Genomic DNA, 25,421 nt, shown 5'->3' with positions numbered 1-25,421 from the left:
TCGCCCTGCCGGACCCAACTCCCCCGGAGGGTTCGCCGCAGTCCTCCGTCGGTCACTCCCGGCCGATGCGCAGGGATCCGGACGGATCCGCGTCGGGCGCGTCGGCGCGGGGTGGTTCGGGAAAAGCCGCCTCGCTGTTCGGACGATCGACAGCCGGATGTTCGATCTTCGGAGGGTCGATGTGCGTCGGCCCGACGGCGGACGGCTCGACGGCGGGTGACCGGATGCCAGGCAACCTGATCCCCTCACCCCCATCCCCCGCACCAGCACCCGCGGCGCCCACCAGCATCCTGGTGAACGGGTGCCCAGGCTCGGTCAGGATGCGCCGGGCCGGGCCCTGTTCGACCACCCGCCCGCCGTCCAGGACCGCGATCCGATCGGCGAGCCGACCCGCCGCCGCCAAATCGTGCGTGATGAACACCAGGCTCAGCTCGACGCGTTCGCGCAATTCCGCAAGAACATCCAGGATCCCCTGTCGGGTCGACGCGTCCAGGCCGGAGGTGATCTCGTCACACACCAGCACCCGAGGTCGGGCGAGCAGGGCCCGGGCCAACGCGGCGCGCTGTACCTCACCTCCGGACAACGCGCCCGGGCGGCGGCCGGACGTCTCGGCCGGCAGGCCGAGTTCGGCCAGCGTGCGCAGCGCCTGCGCACGGGCCGCGCCCGGCTCGACGCCGCGCAGCCGGACCGCCGTCCGAGCCACCTGCTCGACCACCGGGCGATACTCGTCGAATGCGGCCCGCGCGTCCTGGAACACATGCTGCACGCCGACCAGTTCGGCGCGAGTGCGAGCGCGCAGCGAGCGCCGCAACGGCACGCCGTCGAGCAGGATCCGGCCGTCGTGGTCGCTGTGCAGTCCGGCCAGGCACCGGCCCACGGTGGTTTTACCGCTGCCGGAACGCCCCACCAGCGCCAGGCATTCGCCCGCCCCCACCGCCAGACTCACCCCGTGCAGCACGTCGACCGACCGCCCGCGCCCACGATGTCGGGCCACCAGGTCGCGGACCTCCAATCGGGACTCGGCCACCGCGCGGGAGCGGGGGGCGGGCAAAGCCGCCCGCCGCGCGGCGACGGTCCGCCCGGCAGGCTGCTCCGATGCCGTCAACGCCCTTACGGCCGGGCCGCATTCGACCACTCGCCCGTGGGAAAGCACCACCACATCGTCGGCCAGTCGGCGCACCACGTCCACGTCGTGGCTGAGCAGCAGCACGGCGATCCCGTGCCCGGCCACCGCCGCCAGACGCTCGACGACCCCCTGTTTGGTGAGTGCGTCCTGCCCCGTGGTGGGCTCGTCGGCGACCACGGCGCGTGCCCCGAGCAGGAGGGCCTGGGCCAACACCACACGCTGCTGCTGCCCGCCGGAGAGCTGATGCGGGAAGCGCCGGACCACCTCCTCCGGATCCGGGATCGCTGCCGCCCGCAGCGCGTCGTACACCCGTTCCCGGATCGCGGCGCGCCCGCCACCCGCCGGCCGGGCGATGTCGCGCAGCAGCGCGCCGACGCGACGGGCCGGGCCGAGCACGGCGCCGGGGTGTTGTGGGATGTAGGCCACCGGTCCGGCGCCCGTGACCCGTACGCTGCCCGTCACCCGGGCGCCGGGCGGGAATTCGCCGAGCAGCGCCAGGCCCGTGGTGGTCTTGCCGCTGCCGGACGCGCCCACGACGGCGGTGATCCGCCCCGCCCGCGCGGTCAGGCTCACGCCGTCCACGATCGCCCGTCCGGCGACCTCCACCCGCAGGTCGGCGATCGCCACGACCGGTTCCGCATCCTTCACAGTCGTTCTCCCACCCGCTCGTCGGGGTCTTGCAGCGCCGCGTCGAAGAGCAGATTCGTGCCCATCGACAGCGCCACGATCAGCGCCGCGGGGACCACCACCGCCCACGGCTGGAGGAACAGGCCGACCCGGTTGCGGTCCACCATCACCGCCCAGTCCGAGGCGTCGGGGGCCACCCCCACGCCCAGGAACGCGGCGGTGGCCACCAGGTACAGCGCGCCGGCCAGCCGGATGCCGCAATCGGCGGCGAGGGTTCGTCGCATCGACCGCGCCACGTAGCCGACGGCCGTCCGCCACCACGATTCGCCCTGCATCCGCAGCGCCTCCACCACCGGCCGCGCCGCGATCTCGGTGGCCGCCGACACCACCACTCGGGCGGCGTCGGGCACGATCACCAGAGCCACCACCAGGACCAGTTCGGCCGGCCCCGGCCGAAACAGCGCGGCCACCAGGAGCACGAACAGCAGCGAGGGCACCGCGAGCAGCACGTCGAGCGGCCGGATCAGCACTTCCGCGAGCCAGGTCCGCCGGGTCAGCGCGGCGGCCAGCCCGAGCGGGATCGCCACCAGGTAGGCGGCCCCCGTCGCGGCGACCGCCACGAGCACCACCGATCGACCGCCGAGGAGCACCTGGCGCCAGACGTCACGTCCGGCGAAGTCGGTGCCCAGCCAGTGCCCTTGGCCACCGGTGAACGACACGCCGCGCGCTCCGGCCGGGCCCGCGAACAGCGGCCCGAACACCGCGAACAGCAGCGGCAGGGCGATCAGCCCGAGGGCGAGCGCGTACCGCCGCGCCACTGGCCGGCGCGAGCCGGGTCCGCCCCGTTTTCCGCGTTCGCTCACGCCGCCACCTCCGCGCGCGGCGCCAGGCGTCGGGTGACCAGGTCGGCGCCGAGGTTGACCACTACGGTCACCACCCCGAACACCACCGCCAGGCCCTGCACCACCGGGATGTCACGCGCGGCGACCGCGTCGATCAACACCGTGCCCAGGCCCGGGATCACGAACAGAGCCTCGACCACGATCACGCCGCCGAGCAACCAGTCGCAGGTGCGGGCCAGTTGCTGACCGGCCGGGGCCAGGGCGTTGGGCAGGGCGTGGGCCCAGCGCACCCGGGTCGGGGTCAGCCCCAGCCGCCGGGCGTGCGCCGCGTACGGCGACGCCATGGCGTCGATCATCCCCGCGCGCACCAGACGGCTGATCGTGCACACGGGCCGGGACAGCAGCACCAGCACCGGCAGGACCAGGACATCGGGGTGCGCCCACAGGTCGCCGCCGGTGCCGATGGCGGTGGGCGGCACCCACCCCAGGCGCAGCGCGAACACCGTGATCACGAGCACCCCCAGGGCGAACTCCGGGACGGCGTGCACCGCCGCCGTCAACCCGCTGACCGTCCGGTCCACCGGCCCGCCCTCGCGGCGCGCGGCGAGCACCCCCAGCCCCACCGACAGCGGCACGAGCAGGGTCGCGGTGACCCCGGCCAGCACCAGCGTGGGGCCCAGCCCGTCGGCGAGCAGATCGGCGACGGGTCGGCCGGAGACCAGCGAGGTGCCCAGATCGCCGTGCGCCAACCCGCCGACCCAGTCGAGCAGGCGTTCGCCGGCCGACCGGTCCAGGCCGAGGTTCTCCCGGATCAGGGCGATCCGCTGCGGATCGGGCTGGTCGCCCGCCAGGGCCACCGCCGCGTCGCCGGGCAACGCCTCGGTGAGCGCGAAGATCAGTACGACCAGCGCCGCCGTCTGCCCCACGCCCAGCAGCAGCCGCCGACCCAACCAGGCCCGGTCCGGGCTCACGCGAGCCAGACCCGGTCGAAGCGGGCCCAGTCCAGGGTGTTGGCGGGCGCGGTCACCGACACCCCGCGCACCCGGTTCGCGGTGGCCACGATCCAGTCCGCGAACCCCCAGATCAGGAAGCCGCCTTCGGCGTGCAGCCGGCGCTGCATGCGCTCGTACAGTGCCGTGCGCAGCGTCTCGTCGGAGGTGGACTGGATCTGCTGGTAGAGGTCGTCGAAGTCCTTGACCCGCCACCGCGAGGCGTTGGTGGTGGAGTCGGTCAACAACCGCTGCGAGACGTGCGCTTCGATCGGCATCGCGCCCGAGCGGTAGGAGGCGATGGTGCCGCCGGTGAGGATGTCCTTCCAATAGGTGTCCTTGTTGCCGATCCGCACGTCGATGGTGACCCCGGCCTCGGCGGCCTGTTCCTTGAAGATCCCGGCCGCCTCGACGAAGCCGGTGGCGGCGGGCGCGGTGTCCAGGGTGACCCGCAGTGCCTCGGCGCCCGCCTCGCGCAGCAGCGCGCGGGCCCGGGTGAGATCCCGGGTGCGCTGGGGCAGGCCGGCCGCGTAGTAGCGATATCCCTTGCCGAACAGGTCGTTGCCCACTTCGCCGGCGCCCGACAGCGCGCCGTCGACGAGTTGTCGGCGGTCGGCGATCAGAAAGAACGCCTGCCGCACCCTGGGGTCGTCGAACGGCGGCCGGTCGGTCTTCATCACGAACCCCTGCATCGCGCTGTTTCGCAGCCGCACCACCGTGATTCGGCCCTTGCCCTCGTGGACGCGCGCGGTGGCCGGGTTCAACTCGTGTGCGTACTCGACCTGTCCGCCCAGCAGCGCGTTGGTGCGCGCCGACTCCTCGGCCGCGACCACGAACTCCACTTCGTCCAGGTGCGGCGCGCCCTCCCAGTACCGGTCGTTGCGCCGGAGTACGAGCGAACTGCCGGGCTTGAACGAGCCGAAGGTGAACGGGCCCGAACCCACCGGACGTTCGAAGGCGTCGGCGTCCTTGGGCACGATGTAGGCGCCGAACGCGGCCAGGGTGTTGGCGAACTCGGCGTAGGGACGCTTGAGCCGGAACTCCACCGTGGCCGGGTCCAGGGCCCGACTGGCGGCCAGGTCGATCGGCTCCAGGGACGCCTTCGCGCGAAATGCCCGCTTGGGATCGGCGATCCGACGGAAGCTGTACAGCACGTCCTCGGCGGTGACGGGCCGCCCGTCGTGGAAGGCGGCCCGGCGCAGCCGGACCCGCCACGTGGCCAGGCTCTGATCGGCCTCCCAACCGGCGGCCAGGCGGGGCACCGGGGCCAGATCCGCCCCGTAGTCGGCGAGCTTGTCGAACAGGGCCTTGGCCCGGGCCACCTCGACGAACAGGTTGGCCTGGTGCGGGTCGAGGTTCTCGTTGGCTCCGCCGCCGGGGAACGCCGCGCGCAGTCGGCCGCCGCGCCTGGGCGTGCCCTCGTTGCCCGCTCCGGGGTGCGGACCGGGATCGGCCGATCCGCCGGCGGCGCAACCCGCCGCCAGGGCCAGCGCGCCGGCGCCGCCGGCGGCGAGGAAGACCCGTCGTGAGGCGGGCAGGCGGTCGCCGAACGGTATGGGTGAGGTGGTGCGGCTCATGGGTCGTGCTCTCCGTGATGGTGGGGGTGATCGGGTCGGTGCGTCAGTCGAGCCGGCGGGCGACCACGTGTAGGCGGTCCGAGCTCGCACTGCCCCGGGGCGGCGCGCCCTCGGTCCACGGCGGGTCCGTGCGGGGCCCCGGGCGGTCGTACAGGGCGAGCACCTCGAAGCCGGCGCCGGTGAGGAAGTGGCGCAGTTCCTGGGGGAACAGCAGCCGCCACGCGGAGTACTGCGTGCGGGGCGGCGCGCCGTCGTCGGAGGTCCAGATCCGGCGCCGGCGCAGCAGTTGCGCGGCGTGGTCGACCCACAGCGTGGTGTGCGAGGTGTGCCTGACCCCGTCGTGGACGACGGTGTCCACGCTCGGTCCGCCCGTGTCCCGAGCGCCGGCCGCGCCGCGCAGGAAGTAGGCGCCGTTGCGCAGTTCGGCGATCAGCAGCCCGCCGGGGGCGAGATGCCGCCGGGACCGGTCCAGGAACGCGGTGAGGTCCGCGTTGTCGTGGCAGTACAGCAGGGCGCTGTCCAGGCAGACGACGGCGTCGAAGGTGCGGCCGAGGTCGAAGTCGCGCATGTCGGCGAGCCGATAGTCGGGTCCCGGGTGCCGGCTGCGAGCGTGCTCGAGCATCGCCGCCGAGGTGTCGATGCCGACCACCTCGCGCGCCGCGTGCCGGCACAACCAGGCCGCGTCGCGACCCGTACCGCAACCCACGTCCAGAACGCGTGGCCCGGCGTCGTGCCGGCGCAGCGTCTCCTCGGTCCAGCGGGCGGCGAGCCGGTCCGGATCGGGGAAACGCCGTTCGTAGAGATCGGGCGTGTCGGTGAGGAGGTTGCGAGTGCTCACCGGGGCTCGCTCTCGGCCCGGGAGCGGTGGACGGTTCGTGCCGCCCGGGCGTCGGTGGCGGCGGTCACGGGCACGGCGGGCAACGCTCCCCTGCGGCGCAACCACCCGACCGCGAGGGCCGAACCCGATCCGAGCAGCACACAGCACACCCACGGCAGCCAGGCGCGATCGGTACGCCCGCCGCTGTCCATCGCGAAGCCGATCCCGGCGTTGCCCGCGGCGGCGGCGACGCCGGACGCCGCGTAGAACAGCCCGAAGCAGGTGCCGGTCAACCCCTCGCGGCCGAACGCGGGAATCATCTCCAGCACGAACGGCTGGGCGATCATCACCCCGAGGTGCAACAACAACGCGCCCGCGAGCAGCGGCAGCAGGCGCAGTACGGCATCCGCGGTGCCGTCCGGGCCGGCGCCGCCCGCGACCAGGATCGGCGGCAGAAATCCCAGTCCCATCAGGGCCGTTCCGGCGACGATCCAGCGGGCCCGGTCGCCGCGTGCCTGCAGGCGTCGGGTGATCCGCAGTTGCAGCAGCAGGTTGGCCGTCGTGCCGAGCAGGAAGAGCAGCCCCACCGCGCTTTCCTGGCCGGTGGCGTGCCGAACGCCGTCCGGGAGCAGCAGGTAGAGCTGCGTCTCCAGGCCGTACATCCCGGCCATCGCGATCGAGAACGCCACGAACGCGCGATTGCCCAGGACTTCGCGCCAGTCGGCGGCCACGGATCCCTCGGGAGCGGGTACCGGGCGAGCGGGCAGTACGACGGCCTGGGCCAGGGTGAGCACGGCGAACAGTGCCGCCGCGGTGAGCGCGGCGATGGTGAAGTTCACCAGGAGCAGCGCGCTGCCCAGCAGCGGGCCCAGCAGCGCGCCGGTCGTGGCGAACACGTTGAACAAGGCGAACACCTCCGCCTTGCGGTCACCGGCCTCCTGCGCCAGGTAGGTGCGTACGGCGGGGTTGAACAGGGCGCCGGCGAGGCCGCTGAGCACGGCCGCCGCGATCAGTACGGGCAGCCCGTCCCCGAGCGCGAACAACGCGAACCCCACGGTCCGCAGGGCGCATCCGGCGATGATCACCCCGCGTGCGCCGAGTCGGTCGGCCGCGGAGCCGCCGAGTACGAACAGGCCCTGCTGGCTGAGGTTGCGGATGCCGAGCACGATGCCGACCATGGCCGCCGACTGGCCCAGGTCGTCGGTGAGATGCGTCGCGAGGTAGGGGATCAGCAGGTAGAAGCCGGTGTTCACGCCGAGTTGATTGACCAGGAGCAGACGCACCGCGAGCGGGAAGCTCGCCACCGCGCGCAGGGCCTTCATCGGACCACTGCCCAGGCCGCGGGCCGGACACCCAGGCCGGCGGCGTCCGGGTCGGCACGCACGGTGCCGTCGAGGCCGCCGATCCCGGTCCACGGGTCGTGGGCCAGCAAGAGATGGCCGTCCAGGTCGAGCCGGCCGGCCCGATCGAGGATCTGTACGGCCGGCGCGAGGCTCAGCGAACTGCCGGTCAGGCAACCGAGCATGACCTCGGTACCGCTGTCGCGCAATACGTCGACCAGGCGCAACACGGCTCGGACGCCCCCGCATTCGGCGAGTTTGAGGTTGACCCCGGGCACCCGGCCGGCCAGACGCAGCACGTCCTCGGTGCCGGCCGCGTCCTCGTCGGCGATCACCGGGATCGGCGCGTGTCGGGCGATTCGGACGAGCAGGTCGGGACGGCCCGGGGGAATGGGTTGTTCCACGGCCTCGACGCCCAGTGCGGCGAAGCGCGGGAGCAGATCGCGGGTACCGGCCTCGGTCCAGGCGCCGTTGGGGTCGAGCAGCAACCGGGCGTGCGGCGCGGCGGCGTGCACGGCCGCGACCCGGTTCAGGTCGTCCGTCGGGTCGGGGGTGCCCGCCTTGATCTTCAGGACGGTAAAGCCGAGCGCCGCGAGCTCGGCCGCCTGGATCGCGGCGCGTTCGGGGTCGACGATGCCGATGGTGCGGGCGGTCGCGCCGCTGGGTGCGCGGGTGGCGCCGAGCAGCCGATGCACGGGGCGATCGGCGCGCTTGCCGACGAGATCCGACAGGGCCGCGTCCACGGCGGCCAGGACACCGGCGGGCAGGCCGGGCGGTGCGGCGGCGGCCACGACCTCCCAGGCGCTCTCGGGGGCGGCGAAGCGCGCGAGCCAGGGGCGGACCGTCGTCTCCAGCGCCGTCGCGATGGAACTCGCCGACAGCCCGAGGCGGACACTGGCGACCGCCTCGCCGAAGCCGTGCAGACCGTCGTGCTCGATCCGCACCCATACCGCGTCGCGATTCGCCGTCACCGAGCGCGAGATGCGCAGCGGTTCGGACAGTTGGAGGAGCGTGGTACGCCAGGTGAGCCTCATGTCGTTCCCTGTGTCGCGGTCCGGGGCGCGGATATCGGCGCCTGCGGGGTCGGCGGCACGGATGTGCGCCGAGCCGGTTGCGGATCCTCGACCCGGCGACAGCGGGCCCAGCCGCCGACCTCGACGGCCTGCGGGTGCAGGATCTCCACCGGGTGGGTGGGGACGGGAGCGCGGTCCAGTCCGTGTGTGTGGCAGAAGTCGTCGTCGTAGACGGTGCCGAGGTAGCGGTGCGGCCCGTCAGGGAAGATGCCGACCACGGTGGTGCCGCGCCGCACCCGGGCCGCCCAGGCGGCGACCAGGGCGACCGCTCCGGTGCTCCAGCCGCCGCTGACGAAGCTGCCGCGAGCCAGCCGGCGGCACGCGTCCACCGCGGCGGCCGGACCGACCCAGTGCACCTCGTCGAACGCGTCGTGGGCGACGTTGCGCGGGTGGATGCTGCTGCCCAGTCCGCGCATCAGCCGAGGACGCGCGGGCTGGCCGAAGATGGTCGAGCCGACCGAGTCGACGCCGATCACGGTCAGCGCCGGCCAGCGCCGGCGCAGCGGCCCGATCAACCCGGCGCTGTGTCCACCGGTTCCCACGCTGCACACCAGAACGTCCAAGTGGTCCAGTCGGTCGATCAGTTCGTCCGCCATCGCGGCGTAGCCGGAGGGGTTGTCGGGGTTGTTGTACTGGTCCGGCCAATAGGCATCGGGGGTGCGACGCAGGATCTCGCGCACCCGGGTGAGCCGGGCCGCCTGCCACCCGCCGGCCGGCGCGGGCCGGTCCACCACGTCCAGGACTGCGCCGTGGGCGCGGAGCAACTGCCGCATGGACGCTTCGAGTTCCTGGTCGCAGACGAGCAGGACCGGATGACCCAGGGCTTGGCCGGCGAAGGCGAGGCCGATGCCCAGGGTGCCCGAGGTCGACTCGACCACCGGGGCGCCCGGACGCAGTTCGCCGCGCCGGCGGGCGCCGCGCAGCATCGACACCGCGGCACGGGCCTTCATACCGCCCGCGCTCAGGTATTCCAGCTTGGCCCAGAAGCCGGGTTGCGGGCAGGGCAGCGCGGTGCCGATCCGGACCAGGGGCGTGCGGCCGAGCAGCGCCAGCAGGTCCGGGTTCGCGGTGACCGTCGTGGCGGGGCGCGGGGCCGGAACGGTGCTCACCCGGCGCCCTCGCGCCCGTACGCGGGCCGGCTCACGGCGGCACGGCTCGCTGCGGGCGAGCCGGTGCCCAGGTCCGCGATGGGCGGTCCGGTGGCGGAGCCGGCGGCATGGCGCTCCGCGCCGACGTCGACGCCGCCGAGTGCGACCGGCGCGGCCGCTCCGAGCGCGACTCCGGGCATCGCGCCCGGTGCGACGCTCGAACCGCCGTAGCGGTGCACGACTCCGGGGCCGCCGTCCAGCCAGAAGAACGGGTACGGCTCGGCACATACCGCGCTCACCCCGGCGCCGACGAACAGCGGCAACACCGCGCTCCCGGTCTGGGCGAACATCACCAACGGCTTGCCGGTGCTCGCGGCGTGCGCGCGCAGCGGCTCGAACGTGCCGTTGCCCAGCGTCATCCCCGATGCCAGGATCGCGTCGCAGCCCGCCAGTTCGCTCTCGGCGTCGCGGCGGATCGGCTCGCCCCACTCGGTCGTGCCGCCCTTGAGGTCACACGGCACGCACCGCACGCCGAGCGCGCGCAGCCGTTCCAGGAGGGAGTTGACCACGCCCACGACCAGTACCGCGCGCAGCCGGTGCACGGGCAACAGATCCACCACCGCGCGGGCCCGGGCCCGCGATTTGTCCAGCGAGGTTCCGGCGCGCAACGGGTACGGACGGGCACCGTGTTCGGGGGTGTGCGGGCGGTGGCACATCAGGTAGGCGTCCAGCGCGGCGATTCGAATCGGCGCGAGCGGATGGGCCAGGAGTTCGGCGACGGTCGCGCCCACGCAGTCGTCGATCGTGTCGACGGGCAACGTGCCGGGCTCGGCCGCGCAGGAGCCGACCGCCGCGCCCAGTCGCACGCCGAGCACGTCGTTGCGGTAACCGCCGGCACGCTCGTCGTGCCGAACCGCCTGGATCGTACGAAACGCGCTGCTCACCCGTTCCCCGGCGGGATCGGGCCCGTATCGGCCGGCAGCCACCCGGTCGAGCAAATCGTCGAGCGAGCACACGGGTTCGGGCCGCGAGCGCGGCGCGGTCATCGGGGCACCGCCGTCATGCCGGCGGAGTTCGCGATCTCGGGACTCGCGTCCACCGAACCCGGGGCCGGGGAACTCCCGGGCACGGGCCCCGAATCCACGTAGCGCGGCCGCAGTCGGGAAAGCAGCCACTCGGCCGACTCCCGCGCGGCGGCGCCTTCGGTGTCGGCGGTCATCACATGGCCCAGGTACTCGTTGTTGCTGGTCGCGGCGCGCACCGCGCGGCCCGGTGGCGCCAGGGACAGTTCGACCACGTCGGGTCGGTGTCGGACCGCGTCCGCGCCGTCGATGCCGACCAGCGTGGCCGCTCCGCCGGCGGGCAGGTCCCGCTCGTTCGGCAGCAGCAGGCCGATCGCCGCGCTGCGCGTCCCGGTCGGCCGTTCGGTGAGGTCGGGGCGTCGGCCCAGGGCTACGTCCACGCACGCGGCGACCAGGTCGACGCCCGTGACGTGGCGGACCAGTTCGGTGATCCGGTTGCCCGCCGGCCGCGGATTGACCTCCACCACGCGCGGGCCGCCCGGGGTCAGCTTGATCTCGGTGTGCGCGACCACGTGATCCAGGCCCAGCGCCTCGACGGCGCGTACGGCGGTGTCCGCGGCCACCCGGGTCGAAGCCGGGTCCAGGGCGGCCGGGAACATGTGCCCGGTCTCGATGAACCAGGGTGCTCCGCCGAGGCTCTTGTCGGTGACCCCGACCACGTGGGTGTGTCCGTCGAAGGTGACCGTCTCGACGCTGACCTCGGCACCGGTGAGGAACTCCTCGACCAGCACCACGGGGGCCCGCTCCTGGCCGCGCGCGTTGACCGGGAAGTCGACCAACGCCCGGTGGGCGCGCGCCGCCTCGGCGTCGTCGTGCACCTTGCGCACCAGCATTCCGGCGCACAGGTCGACCGGCTTGACCACCACCGGGTAGCCGATCTCCCGTGCGGCGAGCCGGGTCTGCCCGAGGTCTCGGCATAGCGCGAAGCGCGGACCGGGAACGCCTGCGGCGGCCAGTCGCACCCGGGTCAGATCCTTGCGGCAGGCCGCCTCTACCGCGTCCGGCGCGGGCGCCGGCAGGCCCAGTCGGGCGGCGATCCGGGCCGTGACGGGCAGGTAGTAGTCGCACGCCGACAACACCGCGTCGAAGCCGAACGCGTCGTGCAATCGGGTGACCAGGGACGGAAGTTCCGTCGTGTCGTTGGTCTCCGCGGTGACGATGTTCCGCGCGGCCAACAGCGGATGCGGCTCGCCTTCAGCGGCCGAACGCAGGTAGTGGTGCAGGTCCCGGGTCAGGAAGGTGAATTCGTGCCCGCCTTCATGGATCGCCCTGGGCAACAACCCGCTCATCGCCCCGACCCAACTCTCGACAACCAGCAGATGACCCACCGAACTCCCTCTCCGACCGCGGCGACGGCTCTCGCACAGAGCCTCGACTCGCCGCACCGTATCGGGAATGGTTTTCATTATCAATACGGGTGGGATCCTGTTGATCGCCACCGGTGAACCGCTGATCGTCGAGGACATCGAGGCCGCGAAGGTCACCGCGCTGACCCGCTACACCCTGCGCGCGGAGGCCACCCAGCACTCGTGGCCCGGCAAGATCCTCACCCGCCTGCACACCGCGCTCATCGAACAGCCTGCGGCAGGCGACCGTTTCGTCACCGTGGCCGTGGCCGTGTTCCACCCGGTCGCGGACGGCTTCGCCGGCCGGATCACCAGCGCCGGCCATCCCCCGGCCCTGATCCGCCGAGCGCACGGCACCGTCGAGGAGGTCCCCGGCCACGGCACACTCCTGAGCCCGATGTTCGAGACCGAGCGGCTCCACCTGCCGGAAACGAGCTTCCGCCTGGGATCCGGCGACGCGCTGCTGCTGTACACGGACGGCATCACCGAGGCCCGAATCGGCCGCGGCCACCCGATGTTCGGCGAACAACGCCTGGCCCGGGCACCGGCCGCCACCACCGGCATGAGCGCCGACGAAACCCTCACCCGGCTGACCGACGCCGTCACCGCGCACACCCGCGGCCACGCCGGCGACGACACCGCCCTGATGCTCTTGCGTGTCCCGCCCACCGCCTGACCCACGGTACGGAACGTACCGCCGCGCCCGGGTCCGCCCGACGACGGTCGAGGTGGTCGCAACGGACGGGTGTCGGTGTCACGGTGTCGCGGTCTGCTCCGGGGCGTTCGGTGTCGGAGCGTGGACCGCCTCCGGCGCGACCGTGGAGGCGGCGTCGCGTGAGGTCTGCTCGAGTGCGTCGAGTTCGGCGAGCCATCGGGCGGGGAGTTGGTCGACGGCGGGCAGGCTCGGGTCGGCGACGACGGCCAGGTGCGCGGTTCCGGCGTATTCGGCCAGGCAGACCGACAGGTGGTGGCCGGGAGGCAGGAACATCAGCGGCAGCAGCGTGTGGATGCCGTGGCCGAGGAGTTCGAGCGGTCGGGCCGGGCCGGGGACATGGGTGGACACCAGGGTGGTGCGCCGCGGGTGCAGGGAGCGGGCCACGGCCCGACCGTGCCAGCGGGTGGGCAGCGTGTCGAACAGGGTGTCCGCGTCGGGGTCGTAGCGGCCGGTCCGGATGTTCGCGGTGGCCAGGTGTGTGGCGGCCAGCCGCTCGGCGGCGGTGGACATTCGGCAGGGCAGGGCGACGCGGACGCCGCGGTGGAAGTTGCCCACCGCTTCGCTCGTGTCGCTGCGTCGGGTGTCGAGCGGGACCATCGCCTGCACGATGCCGGTGGCGTCGTCGGGCAGCAGGGGGCGCAACGCGCCGGCGAGGGCGGCGAGGTAGACGTCGTTCAGGCTGGTGCCACTCGCCCGCGCGATGGCCTTCATCCGGGCCAGCGGAGTGTGCGCCCATCGGCGTCGCGGTGGACCGGTCGGCGCCCGGACACCCGCCGGGCCCAGCGTGACCGCGTCCGCGGGCCGCGCGAGGTCGGCGACCCCCCGGAGCAGGGCACGCACACGGCGGGGCGTCCACACGGGAGCCGATTTGGGCGGTGCGCGGTGGCGTCTGAGGCTGGGTTCACCCAGCGCGGCGAGCATGATCCCGACCAGGGACATGCCGTCCAGGAGGCCGTGATGGGCGCGCAGAAGCAGGGCGAACTCGTCTTCCCGGTGGCCGTGGAGCAGGGTCGTGCCCCAGGTGACGTCCGCCAGGGGTCGGCCGCACACGCGCTCGATCGCCGCGTGCAGCGCGGCTTCTCCGCCGTCGACGGGCAGCGCGAACTCTTCGAGGTGATCGGCGGGCACGGTCGGACCGCGCGCGTGCGCACCGGGCGTGCGAGCTCGGTCGCGCAGCGGTGGGTGAGCCGCGCGGACGATGTCGATCAACGCGTGCAGTTCGTCGGTCGAGGGCGCGGGGCCGGAGACCAGGACCACCCCGCCGATCTCCATGGTCGAGTGGGGGTGCGCCGCCCCGTAGTGGAACCAACGTTCGCCCGCCTCGCTGTCACGCTCGTGCATGGTGCTCTCCGTTCGATGCCGTTCGCGCGGCGCGGGTTCGAGTCCGTGGGCGTGCGTACACGGTTCGCGTCATGTCCTCGACCTCGGCCCCCGGCCTCCTCGCCGGTGCGGCAGCCGCGGTGCCGAGGCGGGTACCGCCCCCCGGGCGCAGTGACGAGTGGACGCGTTCGTGGTCACCGGGCGCCCACCGAGACCGTCGCCGGCACGTCCGAAGGCGTGGGCGGGGCGTCGGGGATCGCGTCGGCGACCTCGCGCACCAGGGCCCAGGCGTTGCGGACGGAGGTCTGCGAGGCCAGGCGCGAACCCAGGGCCGCGCGCAGGACGTAGCGGCCGTCGACGGTGGTGGGGGTCACCAGGATTCGGCGGGTGGCGTCCAGGTCGGCACGCAGGCGTTCGGTGCGCGCGTTGTCGCCGGCGAGACGGAAGCACACCAGCCCCAGCGTGTGCGAGACCAGTTCGAAGCCGGGGCTGTCCCGGACCAGGTCGGCGAACAGTTCGGCGAGGGAGAGCTGTTCGCGGATGTGCGTGCGCAGGCCCTCGATGCCGTGGGTGCGCAGGACGAACCACAGTTTCAGGGCCCGGAAGGGGTGCATGAGCGGCACCTGCCAGTCCCGGAAGTCGGTGACGTCACCCGAGTCGCTGGCCTGGTTGCGCAGGAAGTCCGGGCGGATGTCCATCGCCGCGGTGAGGCTGCGTCGGTCGGCCACCCACATGGCGTCGCAGGGTGGTCCCGTCAGCAGCCACTTGTGGCAGTTGACGGCGTAGGAGTCGGCGTGTTCGACGCCGTCGTTGATCCAGCGGTTCTCCGGGCAGATCGCGGCCGATCCGGCGTAGGCGGCGTCCACGTGCAACCACGCCCCGAACTCGCGGCACACCGCGGCGATGTCGGCGACGGGATCGATGGCGCAGGTGCCCGTGGTGCCCACGGAGGCGACCACGATCGCGGGAACGACACCCGCGGCGCGATCGGCCGTCAGTCTCTCGCGGAGGGCGCGGGGGTCCATCTCGCAGGTGCCCGCCTTGGTGGCGATCAGGGCCGGCTCACCCAGGCCCGCGATGCGCGAGGCTTTGGGCACGCAAGAGTTGGCCTGGTCGGTGCAGTACAGGCGGTAGCGCCCCTCGGTGCCGTGCTCGCGCCAGCGCCCGTCGGAGGCCCGGTACAGGGCGGCGACCAGCGCCACCAGCACCGCCGAGGACGCGGAGTCCTGCAGGACCCCGCCACCGTCCCCACCGCCGAGGAACCGCTGCGGCAGGCCCAGCGCGACCGCGAGCTGGTCCAAAACCGCTTCCTCGAGTTCGGTGGCGGCCGGACCCGTCGACCACATCATGTGCTGGACCGCCAGACCCGACGCCAAGAGCTCGCCGACCACGGAGGCGGGACTGGTCTGAGTGGGGTAGTAGCCCAGGAACGACGGATGTTGCCAGTGCACGAGCCCGGGCATCACCACACGCCGTACATCGGCCAGCACGTCCCGGATGGGTTCGCCGTGCGCCGGCACGTGGTCGGGCAGCATCGCGCGCACATCCCCGGGCCGGAGGTCGGGCGTCACCGGCAGGCGTTCCTCACGCAGGTCCTCCCAATAGTCCTCGAGGATCTCCGCGACCACGCCGATAACGCCACGAAACGAATCTTCCATAGAAATACCCGACATGCCGGTTAACGTACATCATAAACCTACTGAAATGACGCATATGACAAGCGTATCCGTGCTGTGGCTCGCTCCTCCCGATCGCCTCCCCCACGACCTCACGATCGTGCGTGAGGCCGCGAGTCGATCCGCTTGCCGGCACACGTCCCCCGACCACCGACGCCTCCCCGATCGCGCGCCCCGCGAAGCCGCGTTCGACGAATACTTCGCGGTCGCACGTTGCGCCTGCGCCCCGGCGCCCCTGTTGGTCGGCGCCCTGTACGCCACTCTCGCCGAAGTGCGGGCCTTCTCCCGGCACGCGGACGGGACTTTGACGGAGCCCGACCTCGAACTCGCCGCGCACGCGGCCGGGCTGACCCCTGGGGCGAACTCCGTCGAGCCTCCGGCGGAGGCCACGGTGCGCGAGCGCTGGGTCCAGGGACATCGCCTGTTCTTCGCTCTCACCCAGGCCACCGTCGTCGCCCTGCGACACGCCCTGCACGCTCCCTCGCCGGACGGGTCGGCCCTCGGCTTGGAGAGCGCCGCGCACTTCCTGCGCGCCTCCGCGGCCGCCCTGCGCGTCACCGCGTCCTTCGGCATCGACGAATACCACGAGATCGTTCGGCCCTCGATGACGCCGCCGCACGTTGCGCGAGCCGGATTCTCCGGCCTGTGGTCGGCCGATCACCGCGTCCTGGTACGGGACCTGCGCAAGTGGGGTCTGGTCGCGCCGGCGAAGTCCTCCACTTTGCGCCCCGCCCACCGGCGCCTGGTCGAGGTCCTGACCGACGTCCATCACGCCCACGTGGGCGTCTGTTCCCGCTTCGTCGGCTCCGGGCCCTCCCTGCTCCGCGGCGCGGAACCGGGGGTACAGGCATTGGAACGCCTGTGTCACCGGCGCCGCGCCGGCCTGGATCCCGCGCCCGTCACCAAGCCGGCCGACCGACCGGCGCCCGGAACGGAGACCTCACCCTGCCCCGTCCCGTAACGTGCCCCGAACCGGGACACCGCCCCTTCGACCGGCCGCGTCGCCCCGGCCCCGAGGAGGCGTCGCCGGCGCTCGCCTCTCCGTCGATGACGTACACCCACGGCTGGGGGCGCATCGTCAACATCTCCTCGGTGCAGTGGCCGCCAAACACGCCCAGGAGGGACTCAGCAAGGTCGCCGCCCTCGAAGGCGCCCCCTACGGCGTGACCGGCAACTGCATCAGCCCCGGCTACGTCCGCACACCACTGACCGAGAACCGGATCACCGCCCAGGCCACCGCACACGGCATCCACCCCGACGACGTGCTCCGCGACATCATGCTCCACCACTCGGCGGTCAAGCGGCTGATCGAACCCGACGAAATCGCCGCGGCGGCCCTCTTCCTGTGCCGACCCCACGCCCGCCACATCACCGGCACCTCACGCACACCGGACGGCGGCTGGACCGCGTCGAGGCCCTGCTCGGACCGGAGTGGAACCAGCCACAACAAGCGCTCGAACTGCAACTCGCCCTACGCCTGCACCAGCTCACCGAACGCGCTCCGACGGAACCGCGGACCTGAGCACGACTACGTACCATCCGCCATCGGTGCGCCGGTTTCGCCGAGTCGTGGCCTCGGGTGGACGGCCCGGCGACGGGAGCCGAGCAGGAACAGCGGCTGCGAGCCGGTGGTCTCCGAACCCGCCGCGCGGACGGCCGATCACGTCGTAGTGGCGCGCCGGCACGCGTAATCGTCGACTGGTTCGGGCAGCTTTGCCCTGTGCGAACCGGCTGCCGGCCGGTCGGCGACGAGGCGGAGAGGAGGCGGGGGCCGATGGCACGTCGCGCCGGATCCGGCTCCGGTGATCGCGCCGACGCGCAGGGCACCGGCGGCCGCGTCGACGCCGAGGGCTTCGAGGCGGTCGCCGACGAGTTGTACGCGCTGCCGCCGTCCGAGTTCACCGCCGCACGCGACGCCCGGGCCGCCCGGGCCCGCCGGGACGGGGAACGCGGCCTCGCGACGCGGGTCAAAGCCCTGCGCCGCCCCACTCTCGCCGCCTGGGCGAGCAACGTCCTGGTGCGTGCCCGACCGGACCGGGTGCGCGGCCTGTTGGAGCTCGGCGAGGAGTTGCGCCAGGCGCATCGGGATCTCGACGGGCCCCGGCTGCGGGCGCTGTCCGCTCGGCAACGCGCGCTGACCACGGCGCTCGCCGGGCAGGCCGGCGAGTTGGCGGGGCAGGCCGGGCACCCACTGAGCGACCAGGCCGTCCTCGAGATCCGCAGCACTCTCCAGGCCGCCCTCGCCGACCCGGAGGCCGCAGCGGCATGGGCATCCGGTCGGCTCGCCCACCCGCTTCTACCGCCCGTGTTCCCGTCCGTTGCGACCGACGCCGCGGCAGCCGCGGGCCCGTCCGCCGGTTCACGGTCCGGTTCCGCGTCCGGTTCCGCGTCCGGTTCCGCGTCCGGTTCCGGCGCCGGTTCACGGTCCGGCTCCGGTACGCGGTCCGGCTCCGGTACGCGGCGGCGGACCGGTTCCTCGCCGCACCCGGCGCCGGCCGAAGCGGGCGACTCGGAGCAGGCCGGGGCCCGTCGCGAAGCCCGCGCCCGGGCCGCCGAGGCGCGTCGCGGCGCCGAGGAAGCCGCGGCGTCCGTCGTGGCGGCGGAAGCGGCCCTCGAACAGGCCCGCACCGAATCCCGCGACGCACGGGAACGACAGCGGCAAGCCCGTGAGCACCTCGCGGAACTGCGCCGCGAGGTCGCGGACGCGGAACAGGCCGAACGCGACGCCACCGAGGCCGAACAGCACGCCCGGGACCGGGTCGGACAAGCCGAACGCGGCCTGCCCGACGCCCGACGCCACGCCCGGAAGGCCGCCGCGCATGCCGAGCGCCTCGCCCACCGGGCCGACGGCGACCACACCGGCACCACGACCACCGCCGCCCGGGGCCGGACCGAGAACCGATCTCGGGGCGGTTCCCGGGGCCGACGGTGACCCTGATCCGGGTTCGGGAACGCAGCGGTGGCGGGACCTGAGCCGGAGCGCCAGTGCCGCCGTCCGCGGCTGCGTTGTTCGTCAGGGCCGGAGGGCCGGAAGGGGCGGAAGGGGCCAGGGGCCGGAAGGCTTCGGTCAGGCTGTGGGCGGAGGGTCCGAAGCAGGAATCGCCTCCCATGCCTCGGCCAGGCTGCCGTGGATGGTGAAGACGCTCACGGCACCGGTGACGGAGAGCAGGCGCAACATCTGCCGGGGCGGCGCGACCAGCACGAGCCGGCCGCCGACCTCCTGGGCGCGGCGCCGAAGGCGCAAAAGGGTGTTGAGGCCGGAGGAGTCGCAGAAGGTGACGCCGGTCAGGTCCAGAATCACGGTGGGGTGCTCGCTGAGCACGTCTGCCACCGTGTGGTGGAAGACGGCGACGGCCTGCAGGTCCAGGTCCCCGGTCACCGTGAGGGCAGTCGTCTGCCCACGGGTGTCGGCGATGTCGACGCGCGGCGCGGTGGTCATGACCGGCTGCTCCCGGGCTCGATGGTGTCGTGGACGGCGGCGAGGGGGGCGAGCATGCCGGTGACGTAGCGTCGCTGGTCGTACCGGTCGATCGGGGCGGCCTCCACGGCCGCACGCTTGGCGACGAGGTCGGGCCCTGTCGGCGGGAAGCGGTATCGGGTCACTTGTCGCCGCTGCCTTGTCCGGTGCCCACCTGGTGTCGGTTGCGGACCACGATGACCACGATCACCACGATCACCGCGATCACGCCGACCATCACGGCCGGGAGAATCCAGGGGTTCTTGTCCGCGTCGTTGTTCTGCGCGCTGGAGGTCGCCGAGTCGGCGGAGGCCGACGGGCTCACCGGCGAGGGCGGTACGGCCGAGGCACCCTCGCCGCTCGGGGCGACCGCCGGGGCGGCCGACCAGGTCGCCGGCAGGCCGGGAGTCTCGCCTCGGAATGCGATCGGTAGGTAGGTCTCCTGGCTGCGGTCCCCGCCGCCGCCGACCTTGGTGGTGGCCACGGCGCAGCGGGTGCGGAGGCAGTCGACCGGGCCGAAGGCGGCGCGGACGCGCAGTTGTCGGGAGAACGTACCGTCGGTGTCCACCCGGACGGGGGCTACGCCGAATTCGGAATCGCATGCCTTGTCGGGTCCCTGGGCCGGATCGCACGTTTTGAGCCGCACCTCGCTGCCGGGCCGGAAACCGCGGCCGATCACGGCGATCCGGTCTTCGGTCGGGTCCAGTGCGCCGACACGGTCGGCTGTCAACGTCGGCCCGTCGTTCGTCGGACTGGGGGTGGCGTGCGCGAGACCGGGTGGGCCCGCGAGCGTCCAGATCAGGGCGGGCGCGGCGACGAGGGCGAGGGCCAACCGGGAGGGGCGGCAGGCGTGGGGCATGTCCATGGTTATCCCAACCGTTTCCGTACGTCGGTCCGCGCTCGTGCCCGCCGTGGGCGTGACGGGTTCGTCTCGTGTGTGCCGGCTCGACTCCGGCTTCCCATGGGAGCGTCGAGGCACGACGCGCGATGATCGCTTTCGTTTCCTTCCCTACCCGGCCGGGTCCCGGTCATCCACGCCGCGCGACGAGCCGGACACGCGGCGTCCACGCCGCGCCGGGGCGATCGAGGGAAAGCGCCGGGGCCGGACCGGGTCGCTCTGCCTGTCGTCGCCCCCGTGGACCCGGTAGTGGAGCGGAAGTTCGGCGCGCGTCCGTGCCCCGCGTCCGCCCGGTGTCACACTCGTGCCGCTCGCCGCGACAACCGATCGGCCTATCGTGCGTCGGCACGGACGACCACCAGTTCCTCCTCGCGGCAGCCGGGTTCGATCAGACCGCGTTCCTCCAGGAGGGTCGCGCGGACGGTCAGGACCGGGCCGAAGGGTTCCAGGCTGCGGGCCACCACCTCGGCCCGCAGGTCGAGGGACTCCAAAAGGCCCAGGGTCGTTCCCACCCCGCACAGCGCCAAGTGCACGACCAGGAGCGTCCCGCCGGGATTGAGGTGCCGCGGCACCTGGGCACACAGCCGGTCCGGCACGAGCCTTCCGTCCGTGCCGGCGTCCCACGCCCGGACGCTTCCGCCCGTGGGGGCGTTCTCCCGGGTCGAGGGCACGTACGGCGCGGGTTCGCCAACACCACGTCGAACGTCTGTCCGGCGACCGGTTCCAGCAGGTCTCCACGCAGTACGGACAGGCGTCCCCTCCGCCAGGCGCTGTTGAGCCGGGTGGTCCACACCGCTTGGCGGGAGACGTCGATCGCGGTCACCGAGCAGGCCCGGGAACCGGCGGACGCCGCCGCGAGGGCCACCGCGCCCGTCCCGGCGCCCACGTCGAGCACCCGTCCGGCCCGGTACAGCCCCTGCTCGACGAACGCCGACGCCAACAGTCTCGTGTCGGCCTGTGGACGGTACGTCCCCGGAAGCCTCGGCAACCACATCGTCCCCGAATGCCCGGACCCCCTCGGCGGAGACTTCGGGTGCGGGGACCGGGCCGCCGGTGTCCCGGGCGCCGGCCGGCGGGCCGCGGGACGTCCTGTCGGCCGTCGGACGGCTGCGTCGCGGGCATGGCCCGCGACGCAGCCCACGACGCCCTGGTGGGCGCCGCTCCCGCGTGAGCGGGGTCCGGCCACCGCCGCGGTTACGTCGCGGGGTCCGGGGCGGGGATCGAGGAGAGTTCGTCGGTCAGGTCGTCCAGGCCCAGGGAGCCCTGGGACAGTGCGGCCATGTGCCAGGACTTCAGGTCGAACGCGGCGCCCTGGGCCCGGCGGGCGTTCTCGCGGCCCAGCAACCAGGCGCGTTCGCCGAGCTTGTAGCCGATCGCCTGGCCGGGGATGGTCAGGTAGCGGGTGAGTTCGCTCTCGACGAAGTCGGCGGGGCGGCTGCTGTGCGCGGCGAAGAACTCCTGCGCCAGGTCCGGGGTCCAGCGCTCGCCGGGATGGAAGGGGGAGTCCGCGGGGATCTCCAGTTCCAGGTGCATGCCGATGTCGACGATGACGCGGGTCGCGCGCATCATCTGGGCATCGAGGTAGCCCAGGCGCTGCTCGGCGTCGGTGAGGAAGCCGAGTTCGTCCATCAGGCGCTCGGCGTACAGGGCCCAGCCCTCGGCGTTGGCGCTCACCACGCCGACGGTGGCCTGGTAGCGGGACAGGTCGGCGGCGATGTGGGTCCACTGTGCGAGCTGGAGGTGGTGGCCGGGGACGCCCTCGTGGTACCAGGTCGACACCAGGTCGTAGACCGGGAAGCTGGTGCGGCCCATCGTCGGCAGCCACGTCCGGCCCGGGCGGGTGAAGTCCTCGGACGGCGGCGTGTAGTACGGCGCGGCGGCGCTCCCGGGCGGGGCGATGCAGGACTCGACCCTGCGCACCCGGTCGGCCAGCTCGAAGTGGGTGCCGTCGAGGTGGTCGATCGCCTGGTCCATCAGATTCTGGAGCCATGCCCGGACCTCGTCGACGCCCTCGATGTGGGTGCCGTGCTCGTCGAGGTGGGCCAGCGCGACCCAGGGCGTTGCGGCGCCGGGGAGGACCTTCTCCGCCTCCTCGCGCATCTCGCCCAGAATGCGGTGGAACTCCGACCAGCCGTAGGCGTATGCCTCGTCCAGGTCGAAGTCCGTGCCGTTGAAGTAGCGCGACCAGCGGGCGTAGCGCTCGCGCCCGACGGTGTCGGGAGCGCCGGCCACGGCGGGGGCGTACACGTCGCGCATCCAGTCGCGCAGGGCCGCGACGGCGGTGGTGGCGGCGCGCCCGGCCTCGTCGAGTTCGGTGCGCAGGGCGTCCGGGCCGTCGGCGGCGAAGTCCTCGAACCAGCCGCGGCCGTTGCCGTCGGTGTCGGCCCACTCGCCGAGTTGGTCGATACACGTCGCGGTCGGGCGCGGCCCCGCGTACAGCTTGCGCTCCAGGCCCAGGGCGAGCGACGCGCGGTAACCCTCCAGCGCGTCGGGCACCGCGCGCAGGCGCTCGGCGATCGCCGCCCAGTCCTCGACGGTCTGCGCGGGTGTCACGGAGAACACCTCGCGGACGTCGTGCAGCGGCGTACCGAGATTGCCCACGGTACGCAGGCCCTCGTCGGCGTCGTGCACGGCGAGTTCCGCGGTCAACCGCTCACGGAGCAGCCGGGCGCAGCGGCGCTCGATGTCGTCGTCGGCGCCGGGTTGTTGCTCGGCCCGGGCAAGCCTGGCGAGCGTGGACCGCGCGAGGTCGGCGCGCGCCTCACGCCCGGCCGGCGAGAGGTCGGGCAATTCGGCGGAACTTTCCGGGACGCCGAGGTAGGTCCCGGTGATCGGGTCGAGGGCGATGAGCTCGTCGACGTAGGTGTCGGCGACCCGACGGGGCAACGAGGGGCTGTTGTCTGACATGTGGACATCCTCGTATGGCGACGGGGCCGGCGTCACATGGGTTCCCTGCTCACGTGGGCTGTCTCGGCGCGGTGGTGGTGCGTGCTGCTTTCGGTCGTCATGGTGTGAGGGGGAGTTGGTCGCCGGTGGCGCCGGTTTCCAGGGTGGCGTAGTCGGGGTGGTCCAAGCGGTGGTGGACGTAGATCTGGTCGGCCCAGGGTGGGTCGAAGGGTGTGAACGCGCGCAGGCCCAGAACTCGGCCGATCGCCCGGTCCGGGTGGGCGGCGTTGAAGTCGGTGATCGCGGCGGCCTCGCCGATGTGCTCGGTGGTGCCCGGCAGATCGTCGAGATAGCAGGTGACGCGGGGCAGCAGGTGCTCGTGGCCGGGGCGGTGGAAGAGCTCCAGCGCGGTCGCCGTCGAGGTGTAGTGATCCAGGTCCAGGGCGACGAAACCGACCGGGTGATCCCGGAGTTCGTGCGTGTGGGTGTCGAGGTAGCCGGGCAGTGTCCGGGCGAGATCGCCGATGACCAGTTCGGCCTCCCCCAGGCGGGCGCGCAACCGGTCGTGGTCCATGGCGTAGAAGCCGGGACCGAACAGGTAGGGCAGATCCCGAGGATCCTCGGCCGGCGGCATGCCCACTCCGCCGTCGAAGCCGACCACCCGCACCGTGACGCCCGTGGCGGCGGCATAGTAGCGGGCATGCTCGGCGAGCGCCAGCAGCCCGTTGCCGCCGGCCACGCCGAACTCCACCACCGTCACGCCCCGATGCCCCAGGCGCGCGGCCGATTCGGTGGCTCGACGCACGCCGTACGCGTAGTGCGCCCGCTCCACCAGGCCGAATCGGTACGCCGTCGCCGACCCGACACCGGGCAGCCGTCGTAACAATCGGTTCCGGGCCGCGTGACGGGTACCGGACTTCGACCAGTCCCACACCACGTCGGCCCACCCACCGGTGGGCCGACGACCGAATGGATGACCCTTTTGGGCACTCGTACGTGAAGCTCTGCGCATCACGGGCGCTCCCTCTCGACACAACGGACGAATGGACGGACGAACAGACGAACAGACGAACGGGTGAACGGGTGAACGCACGGGACGACGGTTGAGGGCACGGATCAGCGGACGGCCGATCAGCGGCAACCTTCCCGTTTCCGCCCTGGCCAACCCGGCCCGGTAGGAGCCGCCTTCGGGCGGGCGGGCGCGCGGGCGGGCGCCCGTGCCCGCAACCGTTCCCGAGGCACGGCGGGAGTCGCCGGGCTCTTCCAGCCCCGGCACTCCTCACGCACCGTGCAAGCCGTACCGGCCCTGGTAGCCGTCCTCACGGGTCCACCCGCCCGGAAGCGGAACGTTGGGAAGTGGATTGGGGGTGTTCAGGTGGGGGGCGTCTGGCGGACACAGTTCTGCGCCATGGTCTTGGCGTTCGAACACATTGGCGTGGGATCGGCGCGGTTGAGGAGTTCGGTGGCTATGAGGCTGGTCGCGAAGGGTCTGCGAGCGGTATGGCGAGGGGCGTCGATCGGCGCGGTCTGTGTTGCGCTGTGTGCCGGCGGCGGGCTCGCGGGTACGGCGCAGGCGGCGGAGGCGGCGGGTGACGGTGCGGGGGCGGCGTTCCCGTCCGCGGTCAAGGGGTGGAAGCCGGTCGGGAAGTACGAGATCGACGCGCAGTCCCAGGCGCAGGGGTTGGCCGGCGTGCGGCCGCACCACGGGAAGCCCTACATGTACTACGCCGGGAACACCTCGATTCCGGCGCCCGTGCGTGAGCGTGGCTGGTCGCACATCGGTGACCCGGACTCCTCGCGCGGATACGTGTTCGATGCCTACCAGGGCGGTGGGGACGCGACGGCGAAGATGTTCCGGGTCACCACGCCGGCGGGGGACGCCTACGAGTACGTGCACCCGTTGGCGGCGGGTGAGGCGATGAACAACTCCTTCGCCGCGGTCTCCCCCGATGCTCGTTGGCTCGTCTCCGGCGAGTGGGACACGATGAATCGGCTGCTCGTCTTTCCCACACCGATGCTGAATGCGGCCACGCCGCGGACCGGAGGCACCCTCCCGCTCGCCGCGACCATCGAACTGGACCGGCCGGTCAAGGACATCCAGGGGTGCACGTTCCTGGACGAGAAGCGGTTGGTCTGTGCGTCGGACGACTCCGACGCGAAGTTGTTCCCCGTGGCCAAGCCGCTGCTGCAGATCGAGCTGAAGAAGGCGCTCGACGGGAAGACGGTGACCGGGCACGTGACTTCGCTCGGTGGGCTGCCGCTGCTGAGCGCATGTCCGGGCGCTCCCGCCGACTTCGAGACCGAGGGGAACGACTACGACCGGCGTACGGGTGTCCTGCGGGTGGAGATGATTCCGCCGCGTGATTGTGCCGCACGCGCCACGGTGTACGAGTTCAAGCGGAAGCGCTGATCCGGGTCGTCCACGCGGCGACCGCGAACGGGCGGGCCGCGTGGGCGGCATCGGCCTGCGTCGGCCATCGGGTGTGAGTCGCCCATCGGCGCAAACGGTGCGCAGGGGGCTGGGGTGCTGGCCGCAGCGCGCGCTCGGTCGGTGTGGTGTCC

The 25,421-nt window shown here is 72.9% G+C and carries 20 protein-coding genes and 3 pseudogenes; 5 read left to right on the top strand and 18 right to left on the bottom strand.

The annotated features are described in order from the left end of the window. Positions 1 to 52 precede the first annotated feature (52 nt). From A3IC_RS54070 to A3IC_RS54055, 10 genes and pseudogenes are all read right to left on the bottom strand, one after another. The gene (locus A3IC_RS54070; RefSeq protein WP_020550435.1) at positions 53 to 1,774 is read right to left on the bottom strand and encodes an ABC transporter ATP-binding protein; all 1,722 of its coding nucleotides are present in this window, start codon (positions 1,772 to 1,774) and stop codon (positions 53 to 55) included. Continuing rightward, entirely contained in the window at positions 1,771 to 2,616 is an 846-nt protein-coding gene (locus A3IC_RS54065; RefSeq protein WP_052173438.1) for an ABC transporter permease, read from the bottom strand. Before A3IC_RS54065 ends, A3IC_RS54070 begins: the two co-directional genes overlap by 4 nt. Further along, complete coding sequence (locus A3IC_RS0112700) at positions 2,613 to 3,566, bottom strand: ABC transporter permease (protein ID WP_020550433.1); 954 nt, start codon at positions 3,564 to 3,566, stop codon at positions 2,613 to 2,615. The genes A3IC_RS54065 and A3IC_RS0112700 overlap by 4 nt, the downstream gene beginning before the upstream one ends. Then, positions 3,563 to 5,161, bottom strand: a complete 1,599-nt coding sequence (locus A3IC_RS0112695; RefSeq protein ID WP_020550432.1) for an ABC transporter substrate-binding protein — start codon at positions 5,159 to 5,161, stop codon at positions 3,563 to 3,565. Before A3IC_RS0112695 ends, A3IC_RS0112700 begins: the two co-directional genes overlap by 4 nt. Before the next feature lie 43 nt (positions 5,162 to 5,204). Further along, positions 5,205 to 5,999 (bottom strand): class I SAM-dependent methyltransferase, encoded by a 795-nt coding sequence (locus tag A3IC_RS0112690; protein ID WP_020550431.1) that lies wholly within the window; start codon positions 5,997 to 5,999, stop codon positions 5,205 to 5,207. Next, positions 5,996 to 7,300, bottom strand: a complete 1,305-nt coding sequence (locus tag A3IC_RS0112685) for an MFS transporter (RefSeq protein ID WP_020550430.1) — start codon at positions 7,298 to 7,300, stop codon at positions 5,996 to 5,998. Before A3IC_RS0112685 ends, A3IC_RS0112690 begins: the two co-directional genes overlap by 4 nt. Continuing rightward, positions 7,297 to 8,352: an enolase C-terminal domain-like protein gene (locus A3IC_RS0112680; protein ID WP_020550429.1), complete on the bottom strand. Its 1,056-nt coding sequence runs from the start codon at positions 8,350 to 8,352 to the stop codon at positions 7,297 to 7,299. The genes A3IC_RS0112685 and A3IC_RS0112680 overlap by 4 nt, the downstream gene beginning before the upstream one ends. Then, positions 8,349 to 9,500 carry a PLP-dependent cysteine synthase family protein gene (locus A3IC_RS0112675; RefSeq protein ID WP_020550428.1) on the bottom strand — a complete coding sequence of 384 codons (1,152 nt, stop codon included), beginning with the start codon at positions 9,498 to 9,500 and terminating at the stop codon, positions 8,349 to 8,351. Before A3IC_RS0112675 ends, A3IC_RS0112680 begins: the two co-directional genes overlap by 4 nt. A 188-nt stretch (positions 9,501 to 9,688) precedes the next feature. Then, positions 9,689 to 10,525 (bottom strand): annotated as a pseudogene (locus tag A3IC_RS54060) (Rossmann-like domain-containing protein); the annotation flags it as partial. Next, positions 10,522 to 11,889: an ATP-grasp domain-containing protein gene (locus tag A3IC_RS54055; protein ID WP_079026404.1), complete on the bottom strand. Its 1,368-nt coding sequence runs from the start codon at positions 11,887 to 11,889 to the stop codon at positions 10,522 to 10,524. The gene A3IC_RS54055 and the pseudogene A3IC_RS54060, both read right to left, overlap by 4 nt. A 67-nt stretch (positions 11,890 to 11,956) precedes the next feature. On the opposite strand from A3IC_RS54055, the gene A3IC_RS54050 reads away from it, so the two are divergent. After that, positions 11,957 to 12,583: a PP2C family protein-serine/threonine phosphatase gene (locus A3IC_RS54050; RefSeq protein ID WP_020550425.1), complete on the top strand. Its 627-nt coding sequence runs from the start codon at positions 11,957 to 11,959 to the stop codon at positions 12,581 to 12,583. Between the two features lie 78 nt (positions 12,584 to 12,661). Here A3IC_RS54050 and A3IC_RS0112655 read toward each other — a convergent pair whose 3' ends face one another. Both A3IC_RS0112655 and A3IC_RS54045 read right to left on the bottom strand, forming a co-directional pair. Then, entirely contained in the window at positions 12,662 to 13,963 is a 1,302-nt protein-coding gene (locus tag A3IC_RS0112655; RefSeq protein ID WP_020550424.1) for a WS/DGAT domain-containing protein, read from the bottom strand. Positions 13,964 to 14,136: 173 nt separating this feature from the next. Further along, positions 14,137 to 15,600, bottom strand: a complete 1,464-nt coding sequence (locus tag A3IC_RS54045) for a pyridoxal phosphate-dependent decarboxylase family protein (protein WP_052173434.1) — start codon at positions 15,598 to 15,600, stop codon at positions 14,137 to 14,139. Positions 15,601 to 15,655: 55 nt separating this feature from the next. Between A3IC_RS54045 and A3IC_RS67385 the strand changes: the two genes are divergently transcribed. From A3IC_RS67385 to A3IC_RS54030, 3 genes and pseudogenes are all read left to right on the top strand, one after another. Continuing rightward, on the top strand, positions 15,656 to 16,579 hold the full coding sequence (locus A3IC_RS67385) for a hypothetical protein (RefSeq protein WP_020550422.1): 924 nt from the start codon (positions 15,656 to 15,658) through the stop codon (positions 16,577 to 16,579). A 74-nt stretch (positions 16,580 to 16,653) separates the two neighbouring features. Continuing rightward, positions 16,654 to 17,027 (top strand): annotated as a pseudogene (locus A3IC_RS70880) (SDR family oxidoreductase); the annotation flags it as partial. A 365-nt stretch (positions 17,028 to 17,392) separates the two neighbouring features. Then, the gene (locus A3IC_RS54030; protein ID WP_020550420.1) at positions 17,393 to 18,550 is read left to right on the top strand and encodes a hypothetical protein; all 1,158 of its coding nucleotides are present in this window, start codon (positions 17,393 to 17,395) and stop codon (positions 18,548 to 18,550) included. 135 nt (positions 18,551 to 18,685) lie between these two features. On the opposite strand, the gene A3IC_RS0112630 is transcribed toward A3IC_RS54030, so the two are convergent. From A3IC_RS0112630 to A3IC_RS0112605, 6 genes and pseudogenes are all read right to left on the bottom strand, one after another. Further along, the gene (locus tag A3IC_RS0112630; protein ID WP_020550419.1) at positions 18,686 to 19,057 is read right to left on the bottom strand and encodes an STAS domain-containing protein; all 372 of its coding nucleotides are present in this window, start codon (positions 19,055 to 19,057) and stop codon (positions 18,686 to 18,688) included. Positions 19,058 to 19,217: 160 nt separating this feature from the next. Beyond that, the gene (locus tag A3IC_RS0112620; RefSeq protein ID WP_020550417.1) at positions 19,218 to 19,940 is read right to left on the bottom strand and encodes a neocarzinostatin apoprotein domain-containing protein; all 723 of its coding nucleotides are present in this window, start codon (positions 19,938 to 19,940) and stop codon (positions 19,218 to 19,220) included. A gap of 365 nt (positions 19,941 to 20,305) precedes the next feature. Next, a complete protein-coding gene (locus tag A3IC_RS73000; protein ID WP_321184079.1) occupies positions 20,306 to 20,569 on the bottom strand; it encodes a class I SAM-dependent methyltransferase in 264 nt (87 codons plus the stop codon). Between the two features lie 143 nt (positions 20,570 to 20,712). After that, positions 20,713 to 20,967, bottom strand: a pseudogene (locus tag A3IC_RS72995) (methyltransferase); the annotation flags it as partial. A 200-nt stretch (positions 20,968 to 21,167) separates the two neighbouring features. Continuing rightward, the gene (locus tag A3IC_RS0112610) at positions 21,168 to 22,880 is read right to left on the bottom strand and encodes a DUF885 domain-containing protein (RefSeq protein WP_020550415.1); all 1,713 of its coding nucleotides are present in this window, start codon (positions 22,878 to 22,880) and stop codon (positions 21,168 to 21,170) included. A gap of 97 nt (positions 22,881 to 22,977) precedes the next feature. Then, positions 22,978 to 23,871: a hypothetical protein gene (locus tag A3IC_RS0112605; protein WP_245599243.1), complete on the bottom strand. Its 894-nt coding sequence runs from the start codon at positions 23,869 to 23,871 to the stop codon at positions 22,978 to 22,980. 456 nt (positions 23,872 to 24,327) lie between these two features. Between A3IC_RS0112605 and A3IC_RS0112600 the strand changes: the two genes are divergently transcribed. Beyond that, positions 24,328 to 25,269, top strand: coding sequence for a WD40 repeat domain-containing protein (locus tag A3IC_RS0112600; protein ID WP_020550413.1), 942 nt, complete (start codon positions 24,328 to 24,330; stop codon positions 25,267 to 25,269). The last annotated feature ends 152 nt before the right edge of the window (positions 25,270 to 25,421 follow it).

The sequence above is a fragment of the Embleya scabrispora DSM 41855 genome (genome assembly GCF_000372745.1).
GTDB classification, from domain to species: domain Bacteria; phylum Actinomycetota; class Actinomycetes; order Streptomycetales; family Streptomycetaceae; genus Embleya; species Embleya scabrispora.
This window is presented reverse-complemented; position numbering and strand designations above follow the sequence as displayed.